General features: G+C 68.8%; 20 protein-coding genes and 1 pseudogene. 11 read left to right on the top strand and 10 right to left on the bottom strand.

Features of this window, described 5'->3' with window-relative positions; genetic code table 11:
* Positions 1-198: 198 nt before the first annotated feature.
* Positions 199-387, bottom strand: coding sequence for a hypothetical protein (locus IG98_RS52210; protein WP_030925717.1), 189 nt, complete (start codon positions 385-387; stop codon positions 199-201).
* A gap of 117 nt (positions 388-504) precedes the next feature.
* Positions 505-819, bottom strand: a complete 315-nt coding sequence (locus IG98_RS0141865; RefSeq protein ID WP_030925716.1) for an eS19 family ribosomal protein — start codon at positions 817-819, stop codon at positions 505-507.
* Positions 820-907: 88 nt separating this feature from the next.
* Between IG98_RS0141865 and IG98_RS0141860 the strand changes: the two genes are divergently transcribed.
* The 5 genes and pseudogenes from IG98_RS0141860 to IG98_RS0141845 all read left to right on the top strand — a co-directional run bounded on the left by IG98_RS0141860 (position 908) and on the right by IG98_RS0141845 (position 4,049).
* Entirely contained in the window at positions 908-1,360 is a 453-nt protein-coding gene (locus tag IG98_RS0141860) for a hypothetical protein (RefSeq protein ID WP_037972729.1), read from the top strand.
* Positions 1,347-1,889 carry a DUF3995 domain-containing protein gene (locus IG98_RS46045; protein WP_051753641.1) on the top strand — a complete coding sequence of 181 codons (543 nt, stop codon included), beginning with the start codon at positions 1,347-1,349 and terminating at the stop codon, positions 1,887-1,889. Before IG98_RS0141860 ends, IG98_RS46045 begins: the two co-directional genes overlap by 14 nt.
* A pseudogene (locus IG98_RS54005) lies at positions 1,873-1,959 on the top strand (IS5/IS1182 family transposase); the annotation flags it as partial. The gene IG98_RS46045 and the pseudogene IG98_RS54005, both read left to right, overlap by 17 nt.
* A 215-nt stretch (positions 1,960-2,174) precedes the next feature.
* Entirely contained in the window at positions 2,175-3,371 is a 1,197-nt protein-coding gene (locus IG98_RS0141850; RefSeq protein WP_030925711.1) for a sensor histidine kinase, read from the top strand.
* Between the two features lie 24 nt (positions 3,372-3,395).
* The gene (locus IG98_RS0141845; RefSeq protein WP_030925710.1) at positions 3,396-4,049 is read left to right on the top strand and encodes a response regulator; all 654 of its coding nucleotides are present in this window, start codon (positions 3,396-3,398) and stop codon (positions 4,047-4,049) included.
* Here the strand turns inward: IG98_RS0141845 and IG98_RS51575 are convergent.
* The 7 genes from IG98_RS51575 to IG98_RS0141820 all read right to left on the bottom strand — a co-directional run bounded on the left by IG98_RS51575 (position 4,019) and on the right by IG98_RS0141820 (position 8,207).
* On the bottom strand, positions 4,019-4,459 hold the full coding sequence (locus tag IG98_RS51575) for a hypothetical protein (RefSeq protein WP_157594842.1): 441 nt from the start codon (positions 4,457-4,459) through the stop codon (positions 4,019-4,021). The two genes, IG98_RS0141845 and IG98_RS51575, sit on opposite strands and share 31 nt — an antisense overlap.
* 454 nt (positions 4,460-4,913) lie before the next feature.
* Positions 4,914-5,231 (bottom strand): transposase, encoded by a 318-nt coding sequence (locus tag IG98_RS46040; protein ID WP_211264352.1) that lies wholly within the window; start codon positions 5,229-5,231, stop codon positions 4,914-4,916.
* 9 nt (positions 5,232-5,240) lie between these two features.
* Positions 5,241-5,393 (bottom strand): hypothetical protein, encoded by a 153-nt coding sequence (locus IG98_RS52930; RefSeq protein ID WP_211264351.1) that lies wholly within the window; start codon positions 5,391-5,393, stop codon positions 5,241-5,243.
* A gap of 57 nt (positions 5,394-5,450) precedes the next feature.
* The gene (locus IG98_RS52925; protein WP_245651935.1) at positions 5,451-5,717 is read right to left on the bottom strand and encodes a helix-turn-helix domain-containing protein; all 267 of its coding nucleotides are present in this window, start codon (positions 5,715-5,717) and stop codon (positions 5,451-5,453) included.
* A complete protein-coding gene (locus IG98_RS55050; RefSeq protein WP_425428155.1) occupies positions 5,662-5,850 on the bottom strand; it encodes a hypothetical protein in 189 nt (62 codons plus the stop codon). The genes IG98_RS52925 and IG98_RS55050 overlap by 56 nt, the downstream gene beginning before the upstream one ends.
* Before the next feature lie 459 nt (positions 5,851-6,309).
* A complete protein-coding gene (locus tag IG98_RS0141825) occupies positions 6,310-6,921 on the bottom strand; it encodes a dihydrofolate reductase family protein (protein WP_030925706.1) in 612 nt (203 codons plus the stop codon).
* A 59-nt stretch (positions 6,922-6,980) separates the two neighbouring features.
* Entirely contained in the window at positions 6,981-8,207 is a 1,227-nt protein-coding gene (locus IG98_RS0141820; protein WP_084196045.1) for an MFS transporter, read from the bottom strand.
* A gap of 47 nt (positions 8,208-8,254) precedes the next feature.
* On the opposite strand from IG98_RS0141820, the gene pdxR reads away from it, so the two are divergent.
* Positions 8,255-9,679 carry a MocR-like pyridoxine biosynthesis transcription factor PdxR gene (gene pdxR, locus IG98_RS0141815; RefSeq protein WP_030925701.1) on the top strand — a complete coding sequence of 475 codons (1,425 nt, stop codon included), beginning with the start codon at positions 8,255-8,257 and terminating at the stop codon, positions 9,677-9,679.
* A 1,488-nt stretch (positions 9,680-11,167) separates the two neighbouring features.
* On the top strand, positions 11,168-12,370 hold the full coding sequence (locus IG98_RS0141805) for a PucR family transcriptional regulator (protein WP_030925699.1): 1,203 nt from the start codon (positions 11,168-11,170) through the stop codon (positions 12,368-12,370).
* On the opposite strand, the gene IG98_RS0141800 is transcribed toward IG98_RS0141805, so the two are convergent.
* On the bottom strand, positions 12,354-13,649 hold the full coding sequence (locus IG98_RS0141800; RefSeq protein WP_051753639.1) for an MFS transporter: 1,296 nt from the start codon (positions 13,647-13,649) through the stop codon (positions 12,354-12,356). The genes IG98_RS0141805 and IG98_RS0141800 overlap by 17 nt on opposite strands.
* A gap of 180 nt (positions 13,650-13,829) precedes the next feature.
* Between IG98_RS0141800 and IG98_RS0141795 the strand changes: the two genes are divergently transcribed.
* From IG98_RS0141795 to IG98_RS51570, 4 genes are read left to right on the top strand one after another with little or no spacing between them, the layout of a single operon-like run.
* Complete coding sequence (locus IG98_RS0141795) at positions 13,830-15,113, top strand: NAD(P)/FAD-dependent oxidoreductase (protein WP_030925694.1); 1,284 nt, start codon at positions 13,830-13,832, stop codon at positions 15,111-15,113.
* Between the two features lie 26 nt (positions 15,114-15,139).
* The gene (locus IG98_RS0141790) at positions 15,140-17,194 is read left to right on the top strand and encodes a prolyl oligopeptidase family serine peptidase (protein ID WP_030925691.1); all 2,055 of its coding nucleotides are present in this window, start codon (positions 15,140-15,142) and stop codon (positions 17,192-17,194) included.
* A gap of 23 nt (positions 17,195-17,217) precedes the next feature.
* Positions 17,218-18,471: a metal-dependent hydrolase family protein gene (locus IG98_RS0141785; RefSeq protein ID WP_084196044.1), complete on the top strand. Its 1,254-nt coding sequence runs from the start codon at positions 17,218-17,220 to the stop codon at positions 18,469-18,471.
* 52 nt (positions 18,472-18,523) lie between these two features.
* Positions 18,524-18,676, top strand: a complete 153-nt coding sequence (locus tag IG98_RS51570) for a hypothetical protein (protein WP_157594841.1) — start codon at positions 18,524-18,526, stop codon at positions 18,674-18,676.
* Positions 18,677-18,689: the final 13 nt, after the last annotated feature.

Below are 18,689 nucleotides of genomic sequence, written 5' to 3'. Positions count from 1 at the left end.
CATACAGCAACATCGCCTTACACGATCACACGTCACCGGCCCGTATCCACCGCCTGACCAGGCCGGGACGCCGCTGACGAGGCATCCGCCCTTCCCTACAGATCAGAAGGTTGGGGTTTCGAGTACCTCCGGCCGCACACATGCAAGAAGGCCCCTGAACAGGCACTACGCCATCAGGGGCCTTTCTCGTTGTGCTGCTCAGCCGGCCTCTTCGGTGCCATTGGGAGCCAAAGGCGCGGGTCTGCCCAGCAGAGCCCCGGAGATCGCCGCCGACGCCGCCCGCTTGTCCTCCTCCATCAGATGCCCGTAGACATCCTTGGTGATCGCGATGCTGGCGCGCCCGAGGACGTCGGAGACGACGTGCAGCGGCGAGCATGAGCGAGGCACCGAAGTGCCGCAGCTCGTGCGGATGCCAGTGACCGAGGCCGGCCTTCTGCGCCGGCTTCGAGAACAGGTGAGAGAAGGTGTCGGGATCAGACGGATTGCCGAGCATCGTGGGGAAGATCAGCCCGTGCTCGGTCCACTCCTCTCCGGCCTGGAGACGTTCCGTTGCCCCGCGACCTCGTCGAGAAGCCTGTGCGACTGGTCGACCGTGAGCGTACGGCCCTCGTCGGTGTTGAGCCGGGGAGGCATGGACAGCGCCGCGACGTTCCGCGCCACCAGGCCCTCGCGCTCAGCCTGTCCGAGTGCCTTGCGCAGGACGGCTCGCATGATCTGGACACTGTTGGGCTTGTACTTCGCCCGCTTGGCCTGGACATCGGCCCGGAACTCGATCAGCCACCGGACTTCGAGATTTGGAAGGACCGGGAACGCGCTCAAGGGGGCTGCTGGTGCTCCCTCGTCTGGGGGAGGGGCCTCCCCCGCTGCGGGGAATGACGCCTGGCCTGTGGCTTCTACCCTCGTGGTCATGGTTACTTCTGATCACCCGCGACGCTGGCCGGCGTGCGCGGTGGCGGTGCTGTTCCTCGGTTACGCCGCGGGGAAGGCCGCTTTTGCTCTGCAGGCCCGGCTCGGGTTTCCGGGCGGCCCGCCCGTGTCGGCTGCCGAAACTGGAAGCTATTTCATGGAGGCGGCCACCGCACAGTGGCTCGCAACCGCGTCCGGCGTGTTGGGTGCGTGCGTCGCCCTCGCCACGGTCACGGCGCTGGGGCGCCGGGTGCCGAGAACGTTGATGCTGTTCGTGCTGGTCGGGATGCTGTTGGCCGTTGGTGGCGGCGCGGGGATCATGATCGTGGACGGGTTCGTCGGCATGGGTGTGGGCTGGCAGTGGTATCACGGAGTTCTTGGAATCCTCGTGATCGGGCTGTTTTTGGAGATGACCCGGTCCTACGCGGCGGTGACGAGACGTGTCGCGGGCTGATCGGGCGCGGATGGGCGCGTACGGGGCCGCGGTGTGCGCCGCGGTGTACGGATCGATGAAGCTCGCCCAGGCGCTGGGGGCCAATGCACTGGCCGACAAGGACCCGCTCCCCCCACACCTGCGCGAACAGCTGCTCGCACGTGATCCCCTGTTCGTGGCAAGCCACTGGTTGCTGGCCGGTGCCGCGGTGGTCGGTGTCATCGTCGCGCTGGCCACCGTGAGGCCCTGGGGTGCGAGAGTGCCGCGCCGGCTACTGCTCTTGATCACCTGGACGCTCGGAGTCTTCATGATCGTTCGGTCGATCGGCGTGCTTGGGTTCGGCTTCGTCGGCGACGTGCTGCTGTTGACCGGGGTTCGCCCGCCCCCGGTCGGGCATGCCTCGCTGGCTCGCGACCTGGCACGTTGGGATCTGCTGCTGTGGTCGCCGTTCTTTCTTCTCTGGGGGGTGTGCTGGGCAACGGCCGGATGGCGGTTGGGCAGAGCGAGCGGGGGTGTGCCCGCGGAGCGGTGTGAAAGCTCGACAAGGTAAGTGCCGCGGGCAGGACATCATCCCGCGCGTCGCTCGTCGCGGGATCGAATCCAGTCGGTGCCTGGGACGGTAACGCTGGGTCGTCGAGCGGACGGTCTTCTGGCTGGCCGGATGTCCTCATTTGCTACCGTCTGGTCACCAAATGAGACGACGCCTAAGGAGGCGATCACTCCCTGCTGATACGTGTCTACTCTTCTGGGGCATCGGGATGGGCATCGCCACACTGCTCTACGCCCACTGGACTCGCCCGTCGTGCGGTGTCTGCGGTTAAGGATGATTGAAGGCATGCTGTCACCCCTTGTCGGCCGTGCCACCTATCTGCGGTGGGTCTGTCTCGTCCTCGGTGGAGCGCTGCTGATGCCGTACGTGATGGTGGGTTCCATGATCGGTGGTCTGACCAGGGTGTCGGCCGCGTCAGGCGACGCGCTCCAGCCGCTGGTTTTCCTGGCGGTGCTGCCGCTGGTGGCGCTGACCGGGCTGGTGCTGCCGGTCCGGGCGCTGGAGGTGACGGCGGCGCGTAGCCTGCTGGGTGCCGAGATCGACCCGCTGCCCGCCGAGCGGACGGCCGGGGGGCGGAGCTGGGGTGAGCGGCGGCGCACCGCCGCCTGGTTCACCCTGCACCTGGGGGTCGGCGGGATGATGGCGGGGCTGACGCTGGCGGCGGTTCCGTTCGTGGTCGTGGCGATTCTGCTGCCGGTCACCGATACCCCGTTCGACCTGGGGATCGCATCCACTTTGCGGGGGGTCTGGTGGGGCGGCCCGCTGCTGGGCGTCACCCTCCTGGTCGCGCTCGTCTACCTGACCGCCGGGGTGGGCGCGCTGCTGGCCTGGTCGGCGCCGAAGTTGCTAGGTCCCTCACCCGCCCAGCGGCTGGCGCTGCTGGAGGAGCGGGTCCGCCGCCAGGCGGTCCGCAACGGCCTGGCCCGTGAACTGCACGACTCGATCGGGCACGTGCTGAGCGTGGTGACCGTGCAGGCCGGGGCGGCCGCCCGGGTCCTGGACCGCGACCCCGTGGCGGTCCGGGCTGCGCTGGGGGCGATCGAGGAATCGGCGCGCGCGGCGCTGGAGGAACTGGATCAGGTGCTGGGGGTGTTACGTGAGCAGGAAGACGAGCCGTCCACGGCCCCAGCGCGGACGCTCGCCGACCTGAGCGGCCTGGTATACGGGGCCGGCGCCGCCGCTGAGGTCACCGGCGACCTGGCCACCGTGCCCACCGAGGTCTCCCGGGAGGTCTACCGGATCGCCCAGGAGTCGCTCACCAACGCCCTGCGCCACGGGACCGGTCCGGTACGGCTGGCGCTGGCCGTACACGACGACCATCTGGAGCTCGATGTGTGCAACCCAGCGGGACGGGCGCCTGGCAGGAGTGGGCGCGGCATCGGTGGCATGCGCGAGCGGGTCGCGCTGCTGGGCGGCGACTTCGACGCCGGTCCCGCAGGCGGAGAGTGGCATGTGTCAGTACGGCTGCCACTCCGTCCCTGAATGGTGGTGGATAGTGTCGGGCGCATGCCGATTCGTGTGGTCATTGCCGATGACGAGGATCTGATCCGGACCGGCCTGCGGATCATCGTCGACACCGAACCCGACCTGGAGGTGGTGGGCGAGGCGGCTGATGGAGCGGCAGTGGTGCCGGTGGTTCGGACGACGCGGCCCGACGTGGTGCTGATGGACGTGCGGATGCCCGCGGTGGACGGCATTCAGGCCACCCGGCTGCTGTTGGCGCTGCCTCAGCCGCCCAAGGTCATCGTGGTGACCACCTTCAACAACGACGACTACATATATGACGCGTTGCGCGCGGGGGCCAGCGGCTTCCTGCTCAAGCGCAGCCGGCCCGGCGATCTGGTGCAGGCCGTCCGAATCGTCGCCGCCGGGGAGTCGCTGCTGTTCCCGGCCGCGATCCGCGATCTCGCCGCGAACCGTCAGAGCCGGTACGCCGCCACCCGTGCCGTCCCCGGGCTCGGGAAGCTGACCGCGCGGGAGGCCGACGTGCTGCGGCTGATGGCCTGTGGCCGGTCCAATACTGAGATCGCCGCCGAGCTGGTCATCGGGGCTGAGACGGTGAAGACCCACGTCGGCAACGTCCTGGCCAAGCTGGGGGCGCGCGATCGCACCCAGGCCGTCATCACGGCCTACGAGTCCGGTTTCGTCTCCCCCGGCTGAGCTGAGACCACGATGAGATCGTCCGGTTCCTCTACCCCGCTGCTTTGAACCACCTCGCTAATGAGCGGCTGCCTGACATCTACATTCCACAGTTTCGACCCGTCTTCGGGGTCGACGGCGAGATAACCGGCCCGCCGCTCGCGCAGCCACACCACGCCATCGGTGAACTCGGCAGCCGAAGCCGAGAGGTCGGCATCGTGACGGAAGAACTGATCGACGAGTCCCGATGACAGCCGAATGGCCACAACGGACCGTGGGCCGCACGGTATCAGGCAGCAGTCAGGGGCGACCAGGGTGAACGCCGGGCGATGGTCGGTGTCTGCCAATGGCTCCGGCAACCGCCAGCGGCCCAGTTCCCTGCCATCACGTGGATCGATCAGCCACGCTTCCGAACCGCTCCCCGACAGCACACCGCCGTCCCAGGGCAGAGGAGGCATCGTGGCCGTGGGCCGCTGTGTCCGCCATAGAGGCCGTCTGTCCTTCAGGTTGAAAGCGTTTAGTCACGGGTGTTCGCCGCCCGGGTCGGGGCCGTAGCGGCTCACGATCGGGCTGACCTGCAAGCAGGTGGTCTGGGAGTCCTCCAGGAGCCATCTTGGGAGCCAACCGAGCGGACAAGCATGAACCGAGCTGGACTGATGTGAACCCGGATCGTCGACGACCTGCACGGTGAACTGCTCTGAACGCCCCTGAACATGATTTGGGGATCTACGGATCAGAAGGTTGGGGTTTCGAGTACCTCCGGCCACACACATGCAAGAAGGCCCCTGAACAGGCATTACGCCATCAGGGGCCCTCATGTTTTCTTGATTGTTAAGATTCTCTGCCAACAGCTTGGCTCCTGCTACTGATCTTGAATGGTTAGGGTTACGGCAGATCGAGGATCAGGCCGGTCCCGGCGATGAAGCCGTTCAACAGCGTTGGCCGGTACTGCATCCGTTTGAGGTGGCTGCGAATGACAGTGGCGAGATCATCGACACTGTGGGGGGCCAGGTTGCCCAGCATGCCCTTGAGGTTGGCCCACACGCCCTCGGCCGGATCGAGTTCCGGCGCGTACGACGGCAGCTGATGAACCGTCAGCCAGTCATGGCACTCGACGAACGCGCGCATCCGCGCGCAGGTATGGCGGCCCAGGTTGTCCCAGACCACGACGATCGGAGCATCCAGCAGATGGTGGGCGCCCATCAGCAGGGCCTAGAAGTCGCGCACGTCGAAGCCCTTCTGCTCGCGGGTACGACCGCGGTAGCCGAGCAGGCGATACAGCAGCCGAGGCTCGCGGCCGGGCTTGCAACACAGCAGCGCGGCGACCGATATCCGGCCCGACCCCTTGGCCGATACCTCCACCACCGGCGTGTGCCCCCGCCGTGCCCAGGTGCGCGCTTTGGCCGGACTCGTCAGCGAAGATCAGCCAGGCTCCACGGGCCGCCACAGTGCTTTTACATCGGGCCAGACCTCCTTGACCCACGTGGCGATCTCTTCCTCGTCGCGTTCGGCTGCCCGGTGGAGGGGCACCTGCGGCGACCAGCCCAGGCGTCGCAGCAGGTAGGCCACCCCTCGCGGGGTGTAGCGCGTCCGAAACAGCTCGGCGACCCGCGCCGGTGTCCAGCGCTGGTCGCTACGCCGGCCGTGCGCGGCCGGGCCGCGCTCCAACTCCGCCTCCAGTCGCCGCAACTGCTCCGGCGACAGCCGGCACCGCGCTCCTGGAGGCCGGCGCGGCCTTGCCGCCGGCCTTGTATGCCCGCAGCCACGCGCACGCCGACTTGCGGGTCACCTTCAGTCGTCGGGCGACCTGCGGCGCGGTCATTCCCGAGGCGAACATGTCCGCCGCTCGAAAGCGCAGGCGCTCACGTTGCAGCCGCGCCCGAGCTGCCAGTCCTCCGCTGTCTGGATATCTCATATCTCCGGTGCACAACCGGGGAGACCGAGAGCCATGACCGGCCCCCTCGAACGTGAGCTCAGCCTTTCAAGGTCAGTAACGGAAGTGCTAACACCATCCTTGGGCGCGAGTGGACACCTACAGAAGATGATCAAGCATGCGATGGCTCTGAGCAGGACTTTCTGACACCTGTGGACGTCAGTGGACAGTCTCGAACTGGCTACGGATCTCAAGGTCAGAGGTTCGATTCCTCTTGGCCGCGCTCAGCTCAAGGGCCACTTCCGATCACCGGAGGTGGCCTTTCTGATCTCCGTACAGCTCACGACGGATCAGCCGCGCTGCTCGGCGCGGCTGATGGGAGGCTCCGGGCGGGCTTGGGCCAGCCAGCTACCTCGCGACGCGGAATCGCAGGTGCGTCACGTGCGGTGACTCGATCAACCTATTTCGTTCCAGCTCGATGTGATGGGTGCCTAGGTGATCGAACAGCCGGGTGCCTGAACCGAGCAGCACGGGCACCAGTTGAATCTGAATCTCGTCCACGAGCCCGGCCCTCACGAACTGCTGTGCGGTATTTGCCCCACCCATGATGAGGACGTTCTTGCCGCGCGCTGCCACTCGGGCCTGCCGAAGCGCGCTCTCGATGCCGTCAGTGACGAAGGTGAACGCTGCGCTTTTCATGACCAACTGTTCGCGGGCTTGATGGGTGAGCACGAAGCAGGGCACGGGGAACGGGGTGTCCCCCCACAACTCCACTCCCACGTCAAACGTGCGTCTGCCCACCACAACGGCTCCGGTCGATGCGAGAAGCTCCTGTGCGACCTGGGCGTCCACTCCGTTCGGTGATGTGCCGCCAGCGGCTACAGCCCGATCCGAACTGCTGTTGAACAGCCACTCGTGGAGCCGCTCGCCGCCTTCGCCCATGGGGTGCTCGACGGTCACATCGGGTCCGGCGCTGAAGCCGTCCACTGACACACTCATGTTCAGCATGACGTTTTCCATGAGGTTCTCCTTTTCGCTCGTTCCTTGCGGTATCAACAGGGGCGCGGCTGAGGCGACCGTCAAGTGATGTCGTCTTTCGACGCGGCCCTGTGGTCGAGCCACGCGGGGGCCAGCGCGGTGAACAGCACGATGGCGGTGACGGCGAATCCCACGGGGTAGCCCATCGGCACGGTCAGGAGGCCGAACGCGACTGCCCCGACGCCCATCCCGCCGTCGTAGGCGAGGTTCCACAGCGCGCTTACCCGACCAAAGTCGGACTCGGGGGCGCGCTCGAACATCAGTGCCAGCGTCACGTTCTGGGCCAGGCCGAACCCGAGCCCGAACAGCCCCATGCCGACCATCACCGCGACCGGGCTGCCCACCCAGACGAGCACGGCCGTGCCAACGGTGGCCGCGAGCACTGCGGGGACGAGTAAGCGGGCAGCGCCATGACGGTCGCCGTACCAGCCCGCGCCCCAGCGTGCGAGCGGAGCAGCGCAGGACTGCACGAGCAGAGCCCCCGCGGCCACCTGATGCGACTCGGCCGGTACGGCCATGGGGAGGAAGGTCAACAGGGCGCCGGCCGCCAGTGTCACGGTGGCGAAGATGACCGTCGGCCTGGCGAGCCCACGGATACGAAAGGCGCCGAGAACGCTGCCGTGCTCGATGCGAGCCGACCGGGCCGGCAGGCCGGGTACGGTGGCCAGCCCGAGCAACGACAGCGCCGCCCCGGTGATGAACACCGGCCCGTACCCGACGTTCCCGACCAGCCACAGACCCAACGGCAGGCACGCGATGGACGGGACCCCGACGGCTACGCCGTACAACCCCAGCCCCTCGCCGCGGCGATCGGTAGGCACGAGTTCGGCGACGAGGGCCGCGCCGGCCACAACGACAATGCCGAGCCCTGCGCCACGCACTAAGCAGACACCCAGCACCAACGGCAGTGAGGAGGATGCCACCAGTATCAACGCAGGCGCCCCGAGCAGAAGCAGGCCCGCGGCCATCACGGCGCGGTACCCGTACCTGCGCAGCAGGCCCGGCACTGCGAACTCCATCAGCACGGTCCCCAGCATCAGTGCGCCGGTGGACATGCCCGCGCCCACGCCGCCCACCCCGGCCGTGGCCACATACAGGGGGACGACCGACATCAGCAGATAGAAGCTCCCGGAAGAACACACCGACATGATCAGCAACAGAACCATCGGACGGGTCAGGATCGATTGCCGATCCACGCCATCCCCGAGACGAACCTCGCCCCTGCCCGCCGAAGCTCTCCTACCGGCGGCGACTTCCTGATGATCCATAAGCCGACCGTAGGACGGGAACCGGTTCAGCAGTAAGGTCCAGTTTCATGCTGATCGACTGGACCGGTTCCGGACCACAGCTCCTGTTGCAGGTCGACCGAAACCGACCTGAACCCCTGCGCGACCAACTCGAACGCGCATTGCGGGAGGCCATCCGCGCCGGTCGGCTCGCTGCCGGAGAGCGACTCCCCTCATCCCGTGCCCTCTCCCGCGACCTCGGCATCTCTCGCGGCCTGGTGACCGAGTGCTATGCGCAACTGCAGGCAGAGGGCTATCTGGTCAGCCGCGGCGGCTCGGCCACCCGGGTTGCCGCCACCGCGCGTCCGTACACGGCCGCGCTTCCGCCATCCACAGCCATCGAGCCTGCCAGAATCGACTTCCGACCCGGCGTACCCGACCTGTCGAGCTTCCCGCGCGAGTACTGGAGCGGCGCCCTTCGCCGTGCCTGCCGCGATGCGCCCAGCGACCTGCTCGGCTGCCCCGACCCGCACGGCGAACCGACACTGCGCGACGTGCTCGCCGCCTATCTACGGCGAGTCCGCGGCGCCGGCACCGACCCCGGTCACACCGTCATCTGCGCGGGCTACGCACAAGGGCTCCAGCTCGTCCTGCGGTCCCTGGCGGGCCAGGGCGTACGCGTCGTGGCCTTCGAGGACCCCGGCGACCCCGACCACCGCACCATCGCCGCGATGCTGGGCCTCGACGTCATCGCCGTCCCGGTCGACGAGCGCGGCATCGACACCGACGCACTCGCTGCCACTGATGCACGCGCCGTCGTGCTCACACCCGCCCACCAATCGCCCACCGGCGTCGTGCTCGCCCCTGACAGGCGGCAAGCCCTGATCAACTGGGCCACGACACGGACCGCGACGATCATCGAGGACGATTACGACGCCGAGTTCCGCTACGACCGCGAACCCGTCGGCGCGCTACAGGGCCTCGCCCCAGACCGGGTCGCGCTCCTCGGCTCCGTCAGCAAGTCACTCGCACCGGCCCTGCGACTCGGCTGGATTCTCAGCCCACCTCACCTGACTCCCGATGTCGCCCGCTACAAGCAGCTCGCCGATCGCGGCTCACCGGTCATCGACCAACTCGCGCTCGCCGACCTGCTGAAGTCCGGCCGCTACGATCGTCACCTGCGCCATATGCGGCAGCGCTACGCCGCCCGCCGCACCGCCCTCCTCGAAGCGATCCAACGACACGCACCCGGCATCGAACTGCGCGGGCTGGCCGCCGGATTCCATACCGTCGCCCAGTTACCAACCGGTGCCGACGAGCGTGCCATAATCGCGGCCGCACGCCGTCGGTCCGTCGGACTATACGGAATGAGCACCTACCGCATGGACCAGCACCCACGGCCCCCACAGCTCGTACTCGGATTCGGCAACCTGACCACAGCCGCCATCTCCGACGGCATCGAGACCATCGCCGACCTGCTACAGCCACGCCGAGTGAGCCAGAGACCCGCCTGAGCCCCTCGACGACCGGGCACCTGTGGGCCTACACCCGCGTCTCGACCCGTGACCAGAATTCCCAGCTCCAGCTCGCCGCCCTGTCAGCCAGCGGCTACGACACGCTGGTAATGGAGAAGGAGTCCAAAACGGGGACCGTACGGTTTTCGGCTCTGGCTCACTTTCGGTGGTAACGGAACGTGTGCGTCAAGCTGACGTCACGGAGCTGGGCGGTTTCCTCACCAGACGCCTGTAGGAATACACGGTCGCTCGTGACCCTGCTCGCCGGACCGCGCCACGACACCCTTCTGGCCGGCTGATTCGTCTCAAGCGCGTCTTCATCACCTGTGACCACGCTCGGTCACCACCGAAAGTGAGCCAGAGCCACTTTTACATGGCCACGGACACACCATCTGACCTGCATTGAACTGTTCGGAACGGCCCGAGGGCGATCTTTTAATCCGCTGCCGCTGTGGCCGCGCACGCAGCCAGGATGCCGGCCCCATAGACCCGGTGTTCAATGAATGCCTCAAAACCTGCCTGAGCGCCAGGCTGTCATGGTGGGCGCGAGGGAGGCGTGCAATATGCGTGCAATGATCGAGGTCGCCGTCGAGGCGGAGGGAAACGTTTCTGCAGGTCAACAACCATGAACCGCTGAGAACGGGCATGGCCTGAAAACCGTCGACGCTCCGACTCTGGGAGCCAACTTGGGAGCCATCAAGCCGTACGACTCTGGACCGAGCTGGACTGATATGAACAGGCGGATCGTGCACGACCTGCGTGGCGAACTGGTCTGAACGCTCTTGGACGTCGTTCGGGGACCTACGGATCAGAAGGTTGGGGTTTCGAGTACCTCCGGCCGCACAGCAGCAAGAAGGCCCCTGAGCAGGGATTATCCGCTCAGGGGTCTTCTTCTTTTCTTATCTGGCTGCGTTCGGCCGGGAAACGCCGGAGCGTCATCGCGGTCCCTGGGCCGCGGTCAAGATCGCAACGCACAAGACCGTCGCTGCGGCGAACGCGCCACCATTCACCAGCGCTGATTCTGCGAGTCCCGCTCCGGTCTGGCTCGCCGTTTGTCCCGCTGCGCCGTGATCTTGAAGCGGCCATGGAGATCACGGAGGACTGGGCGGTTGCGGCCCTCGTGGTCCTGCTCGGCCGCATGGCGTGTCTCGGCCAGGCCCTCCCGGAGGGCCTTTGTCATGTCCGTACAGCAGCGAAATACAGCAACGGGGTCTGTCCTGCTGGACCACCGCCTGCACCATGCGGCCGGCGATGCCCGCGTCGACGGCGTTGCCGCCGCGCCGCATGACGTCGAGCGTGGTCTCGGTGACGATGGGATGCCGGCTGGAGGCGACCGCCGAGACGCCGGTGGCGACGCCTTTCGGTCCGCCCCTGCCGTGTCCGTGGCTTGGTGTCATGGCGACGAACCTAAACGTGAAGATCGAGGGCGGATATCTACGTATGTCATGAAATATCGGCTGATAGCGCCGGGTGTCGTAGGGTGCGCTCGTGGCATCCGAGCTTCAGCAGCTGATCGACAGCCTGGGCGCGCGCCTGGGCAGGTCCGTGGCGATCGACGACCCGAACATCCGCCTACTCGCCTACAACTCCCACACCGGCGACGTCGACAGCGTCCGCCTGCAGTCGATCATGCAAAAAAGCGTGTCGCCCGAGGTGGTGGGCTACATCCACGACAGCGGCGCGCTGCGGGCACATGACCTGTTCACCGTGCCCGCCCGGCTCGACCTCGGGCTCGGCATAGCCCGCGTGTGCGTGCCGGTCCGCTACGAGCAGGTGCTGCTGGGATTCCTGTGGTTGCTGCTGTCCGACGGGCCCGTCACCGAGGTGCAGGCGTCGGCCGTACGGCAGGCGGCCGACAGCGCGGCGCGCATCCTGCACAGGGACTTCCTCTTGGGCGAGCTCATCCAGGGTCGCGAGCGCGAGCTCATGCGCGACCTGATCTCGGCCGACGCGGGGCTGCGAGGCGAGGCGGCGCAGCGCCTGATCGAGGAGGACCTGGCCGTGGCGGGCCCGGTGCGCGTGCTGGTGGCGACCGTCGCGCACGAGGCCAGCCAGCCGCTGGGCGAGCAGGACCGCCTGGCTCTGGCCGTCGGGCTGGAGCAGGCCCGCCGCAGGATCCCGCCGCGCAACGCCATCCACCTCGAACGGCCCGACCACGGCATTCTCGTCCTCGTCCAGCAGGTGCCGTCGACGAGCGAGGTCAACGACCTCGCCGCCGCGGTGCAGCGGCTCATCGTCAAGGAGAGCGGCAAGGAGTGCTGGATCGGCGTGGGCGAGCGCGGTGCGGGACTGTCGGCGGCGCACGAGTCGTACGGCGAGGCCAAGCGGGCCGCCGACGTCGCCAGGGTCATCAGGATCCTTGGCCCGGTGGTGTGGTACTCGGGCCTCGGTGTCTACGGCCTGCTGGCCGAGCTGCCCGCCGAGCGGCTCGGCCACAGCCTGCACCCGGGTGTGCGCCGGCTGCTCGACCACGACGGCGGCAACGACACGCTGGCCAGCACGCTGGAGACGTTCTTCGACAACGCGGGCGACATCAAGCGCACCGCCGCCGAGCTGTGCATCCACCGCGCCAGCCTCTACTACCGACTGCGCAGGGTCGAGGAGATCGCCCGCGTACGGCTCTCCAGCGGCGACGACCGCCTCGCCCTGCACCTCGGGCTCAAAGTGGCCCGCCTCATCGAGCTGCGGTGACCCCCGTGCGCAGATCGCCGCCCCTGGTCTCGGGGATGCCGCGGAACAGGATCGGGCAGGCCACCACCGCGATGGCCGTCGCGTAGAAGGCCGGGGCCAGCAGGCTGCCGGTCGCCCCGATGAGCCCCTCGCTCACCAGCGGCGCCGTGCCGGCGAAGAGCGCATAGGCCACGTTGTACGGCAGCGCCATGCCGCTGAAGCGGACCTTGGTCGGATACATCTCCAGCACCGCCAGCGTCCCGGCCGCGTTGGTCCCGAAGATCACCACAAGGAGCACCAGCAGCCCGGCCGCCGCGGCCACCATGTTCCCCGTCCCCATGAGCAAGAAGGCCGGCACCGTCGCGAACACTCCGCCCAGCACGCCGACCCGGATGAGCAGGCGACGGCCCACCCGGTCGACCACGAGGCCCAACAGCGGAGCGAGCGGCACCCCCACCAGCATCAGCCCGGTGGTCAGGTAGAGCGCGGTCGTCTGGTCCAGGCCCACCGCCTTCATCAGGTACGTCGGCATGTAGCCGAGGACTATGTGCGTGAAGACGCCGACGAACGCGAAGTACACCAGCACGACCAGCATCACGCGCCAGTAGCCGCGCACGAGTTCGGTCAGCGGCCGCTGCTCCGGCTCCACCTCGGTGAAGGCGGGCGTCTCGGCCAGCTTCGTCCGGAGGTACAGCCCGACCAGGGAGATGAGCCCGCCGATCAGGAACGGCCAGCGCCACCCGCCGGCGGTGAAGCCCTCCTCACCCAGGGCGAGCCTGAATCCGAGCACGGTGGCGGTCGCCCCCACCGTCCCCAGCGTGGTGGAAATGCCGAGCAGCGCCATCCACATGCCGCGGCCCTGTCCCGGGGCGTGCTCGACGGTGAAAGTGACCGCGCCCGAGTACTCGCCGCCCGCGGAGAACCCCTGGAGCAGGCGGCAGAGCAGCAGCAGGATCGGCGCCGCCACGCCGATCGTCGCGTACCCGGGGATGAGGCCGATGGCCGCGGTCGCCCCGCCCATGAGCAGGATCGACAGGGCCAGCGCGCCCCGACGGCCGAGGCGGTCACCGATCCTGCCGAAGAAGATCGCACCCGCCGGCCTGGTCAGGAACGCCACGCCGTACACGGCGAAGGTGGCCAGCAGAGCGGCGGCGCTGTCGTCGGGCGGGAAGAAGACCTGGGCGATGACGACGGCGGAGTAGCCGTAGAGGGTGAAGTCAAACCATTCGACGAAGTTCCCGATCCCGCTGGCAATGATGACCTTCTTGCCTGAGGTCCGGTCTGTTACCGAAGACGTCATATGTCACTCCTTGGGACGACTGGGGGGCTTGCCCCATGTTCCGCAAGTGACCTACGGGCGGACCATGCGCGACCGTCGCGAGATGGCGCCGCGCTTTGCGACAGATGTCGTAAGGCGGCGCTCGGCGGTCATCGATTCGTCAGTCGAAGGGGGCCCTGTCCATGGGGCAGGCTGGCTCGCATGAACGCGGATGCGGTGGTCGTGGGAGCGGGCGTGATCGGCGCGTCGATCGCGTACGAGCTGGCAGGCGCTGGCCTGAGCGTGCTCGTGGTGGACAAGGCCGACAGCGCCGGGCACGGCTCGACCGGAGCGTCCAGCGCCGTGGTCAGGTTCAACTTCTCCACCTGGGACGGAGTGGCGCTGGCCTGGGAGTCCAGGCACTGCTGGGAGGCGTGGCAGGAGCACCTCGGGGCGGCGGAAGGCGAGGCGCTGGCCCGCTACCACCGCACCGGGCTGGCCATGCTGGACGCCGAGGTCGTGCCGCGCGAGCGGGTGCTGCCGCTGTTCGACCGGGCGGGCGTGACGTACGAGGAGTGGAGCCCGGACACGCTGGCCGCCCGGGTGCCCGGCATAGACACCGGCCGCTACTGGCCGCCGGCGAGGCTCGACGACGAGCGGTTCTGGGCGGAGACGAGCAGGCGGCTGGGCGCCGTCTACACCCCTGATGCGGGCTTCGTCGACGATCCCCAGCTCGCCGCAGCCAACCTCGCCGCCGCCGCGGCCCGCCGCGGCGCCGTCTTCCGCTTCAGGCGGGTGGTGGTGGAGGTGACGCGCGCGCACGACCGGGTCACGGGAGTACGGCTGGCCGACGGCACGCTCGTCAGCGCCCCGGTCGTGGTCAACGCGGCCGGCCCCTGGTCGGCGGCGCTCAACCGGCTCGCGGGAGTCGGCTCCGACTTCACCGTGGGGGTGCGCCCGCTGCGTCAGGAGGTGCACTATGTGTCCGCGCCACCCGGCTTCGGCCCGATCATCGCCGACCTGGACCTCGGCACCTACCTGCGCGGCGACACGGCCGGCGGCCTGCTCGTCGGGGGCACCGAGCCTGAGTGCGACCCGCTCGACTGGCTGGAGGACCCGGAGCAGGCGGCCATGGCCCCGACGGCGGCGCTGTTCGGTGCCCAGGTCACCAGGGCCGCACGGCGTTTTCCCGCGCTCGGCGTGCCGGACCGGCCCAGAGGCGTGGTCGGCGTCTACGACGTGACCGACGACTGGACGCCCATCTACGACAGGACGGAACTGCCCGGCTTCTACGTCGCCATCGGCACCAGCGGCAACCAGTTCAAGAACGCGCCGGTCGTCGGCGGGCTCATGGCCGCGCTGGTGCAGGCCGTGGAGAACGGCGCCGACCACGACCGGCAGCCGGTGCGCTTCCACGCCAGGCACACCGGCCACACGGTCGACCTGGGTGCCTTCTCCAGGAAGCGGCCGATCAACGCAGACAGCTCCGGCACCGTCATCGGATGAGCGCCGCATCGAAAGGACCCGCACACATGTATCCGACGACCCGCGTCACCGACGACGTCGACGAACTGGCCGGCGTCACCTTCCCCGACCCCTACCGATGGCTCGAAGGCGACGGCGACGACGTCAGGCGCTGGCAGGACGCGCAGGGGGAGGTCGCCGCGAGCTACGTGCGCGACTGGCCGCACTTCGACCGGCTGCGCGAGTCCGTGGCCCGCTTCACCGTCCCCCGGATCGGCTTCTCCCCGCGTACGGCCGGCGGCCGGTGGTTCCGCGCCGCCGTCGCCGAGGGTGCCTCCCAAGCGCGCGTCATCGTCGCGGACGAACCCTTCGGCGAGGGGCGCGTGCTGTTCGATCCGGCTGCCGAGAACCCTGACCGCCCGCCGTACGTGTCGTGGATCTCCCCCTCGCCCGACGGCAGCATGCTCGCCGTCGGCGTCTGCGACGACGGGAGCGAGCGCAACACCATCAGGCTCATCGACACGGAGACCGGCGCGCGGCTGCGGGAACCGCCGCGCCCGCCGCTGAAGGACAACTGGACCGCCGGCGCCCACTGGCTGCCCGACTCCACGGGCTTCTTCTTCACCGGCACCGACGACAGCCCGACCAGCGTCGCGCACGACGTGTGGCTGCACCGCAGGGTGCCCGAACCCACCACCACCCTGGTCGACGGCGTGAGCTGGCTGCCGGAGCAGGACTACCGCACGGTCGTGGTGTCACGCGACGGTGCCTACGCAGTGGCCCTCCAGCGGCTGCTGAACCCGGTCCCCGTCGCCGTGGCCCGCCTGGACGACCCGGCCGGGCTGCAGTGGCGGCCGTTCGTCACCGGGGTGGACGGCACGCTCGCCGGGCACCTCGTCGGCGAGGAGTGGATCGCCGTCACCGACGTCGGCGCGCCGCGCGGCAGGGTCGTGGCCATCGCCCTGGACGCTAAGGACCCGGACGATCCGGCGTCCTGGCGGGAGATCGTGCCCGAGTCCGACACCGTGATCAGGACTCTCACCCCCGTGGGCGACCTGCTGTACCTGTCAGAGCTCTCCGACACCTACGCCAAGGTCAGAGTCGTCGACGGCGCGGGCGCGGCGTGCGGGCAGGTGCCCCTGCCCGGCAGGGGCGCGCTCGCCGAGCAGCCGTTCCCGCTGATGAACCTGATGAACGGCCACGCGGAGGCGTACCTGTTCGAGTTCTCGACGCTCGTCGGCTCGTGGGGCACCTACCGCCACCGGCCGGGGGAGCCGGAGCTGGAGGTCCTGCGCGAGCCCGAGGTGGTGATCGAAAACGCGGTCGTCGAGGACGGCTGGGCCACCTCGGAGGACGGCACCCGGATCCCCTACCACGTCGTGCGGCTCAGGGACATCTCGCTCAACCGGCCGCGACCGGCGCTGATGTACGCCTACGGCGGCTTCAACGTGTCCTGGACCCCGCAGTTCCCCGGCCCCATCGCCGCCTTCGTCGCCGCGGGCGGCGTCTATGTGCACTGCCACCTGCGCGGCGGCGCCGAGTTCGGCCGTGCCTGGTGGGAGGGCGGGCGGCTGGCGAACAAGCAGAACGGCTACGCCGACCTTTACGCCATCGCCCACGACCTCATCGCCACCGGAGTCACCAGCTCGAACCTGCTCGCGGTCACCGGCGGATCGAACGGCGGCCTGATGTCCGGCGTGGCGCTGACCCAGCGGCCCCGCCTGTGGGCGGCGGTGGTTCCGCGTGTGCCGCTCCTCGATCTGGTCGGCGCCTGCCGTGACGTGTACGGCAGGTACGTGGTCGAGCTGGAGTTCGCCGACCCCGCCGACCCCGGCGAGGTCGAGCGGATGGCGGAGTTCTCGCCGTACCACCTGGTCAAGGACGGTGTCGAATATCCCGCGGTGTTCATCGACGCCGGCGACACCGACCCGCGCTGTCCGCCGTGGCACGCCCGCAAGTTCGGGGCGCGGCTGCAGGCCGCCACGGCCGGCGAAGCGCCGATCCTGGTCCGCGTGTGGAGCGACGTGGGGCACGGGTGGGCGACGGACAGGGAGGTCGCGATCACTCAGAACACCGAGTGGCTGGCCTTCACCATGAAGACGCTGGGCCTCGCCCCCAGATGAGACGGACAACCGCAGGAGGACACATGTGGCTCACAGGTGCGACGGTCGCCGACGGATCGGGACATGACCCGGTGAAGCAGGCCGTCCTCGTCGAAGAGGGCAGGATCACCCGGGTCGGCGGGCAGCCCCCGGCAGGCGCCGAGGTGCTGGACTGCTCGGGCATGACGCTCGTGCCAGGGCTGATCGACGCCCACGCCCATCTGGGCCTGTCCAGCTCGATCGAGGCCGACATCGGCAACCGGCTGTCGGTGGCCGAGCTGGCCGCCGACATGTTCGCGAACTGCGCGCAGACGCTCGACGAGGGCTTCACCACCGTGCGCGACACCGGCGGCATCGACGCCGGGCTCGCGGGCGTGGTGGCGAGCGGGAAGATCCCCGGCCCGCGCATCCTGCACTGCGGGCCGATCCTCTGCCAGACCGGCGGGCACGGCTACCTCGCGCCTGAGTGGGAGCCGTCCGCCGACTGGCCCGATCACGAGGTCCCCGGGCTGCGGTCGTTGTCCCTGCTGTGCGACGGCCCCGACGAGATGCGCAAGAACGCCAGGGAGGCCTTCAGGCGCGGCGCCGGCTTCCTGAAGTTGTGCGTCACCGGAGGCATCGTGTCCTGGCACGACAAGCTCTCCGACACGCAGCTGTCTACAGCGGAGATCGCAGTCGCCGTCGAGGAGGCGGCCGCGCGTGGCACGTACGTCACCGTGCACGCGCACAATAACGCAGGCATCCGCAACGCGGTCGCCGCCGGTGCGCGGTGCGTCGAGCACGGATCCCAGATCGACGACGAGACGGCCGCCCTGATGGCCGAGCACGACGTCGCGCACGTGTCCACCCTGACGATGGTACGAGCGCTGCTCGACGACGCGGGCGAGGCCGGCCTACCGCCGGAGGTCGCCGCGCGGGCGGCAGGCGTCTGGCAGGGCCAGATTGACGCCATCCACGCCTCCAGGGCGGCGGGGCTGCGCGTCGGGTCGGGATCCGACCTCATCGGGCCGAGGCAGGAGGGCCGCGGCCAGGAGCTCGTGCTGCGCTCCAGGGTGGAGGACCCGATGGCCGCCCTGGTCGCGGCCACGCGGGTCAACGCCGACATCCTCGGGATCGGCGCGGAGACCGGTACCATCGAGGCCGGCAAGCGGGCTGACCTCGTAGGGTTCGCCGGGAACCCGCTGGAGGTCCCCGAACTGTTCGCCGACCGCGACCGCGTCACGCTCGTCATCCAGAACGGCCGCGTCGTCCGGCAAGCCGAACGAGCTGCTTCTCCGGTACGGCTACGGCGCCTGTGACACCATTCACGGGGCACGCGTTTACGAGACCAACCGACTGGTGGTGGTCGACGTGGACGAGAGAGGATCCGACTCTGTTGAGGTGTGCCCGGGCATCCTCAAGACGGCTACGATCACCGTCACGCTGGCGCGACCACTCGGCGAGCGCCTGGTGCTCGACTCCGGCACCGGGCTGCCGGTGCTGCGGGGGCTGAGCAGGCGCTGACGGCCCGGCGACC

Origin of the sequence: Streptosporangium amethystogenes (assembly GCF_000721075.1) — a bacterium.
Lineage (GTDB): Bacteria > Actinomycetota > Actinomycetes > Streptosporangiales > Streptosporangiaceae > Streptosporangium > Streptosporangium amethystogenes.
This window is presented reverse-complemented; position numbering and strand designations above follow the sequence as displayed.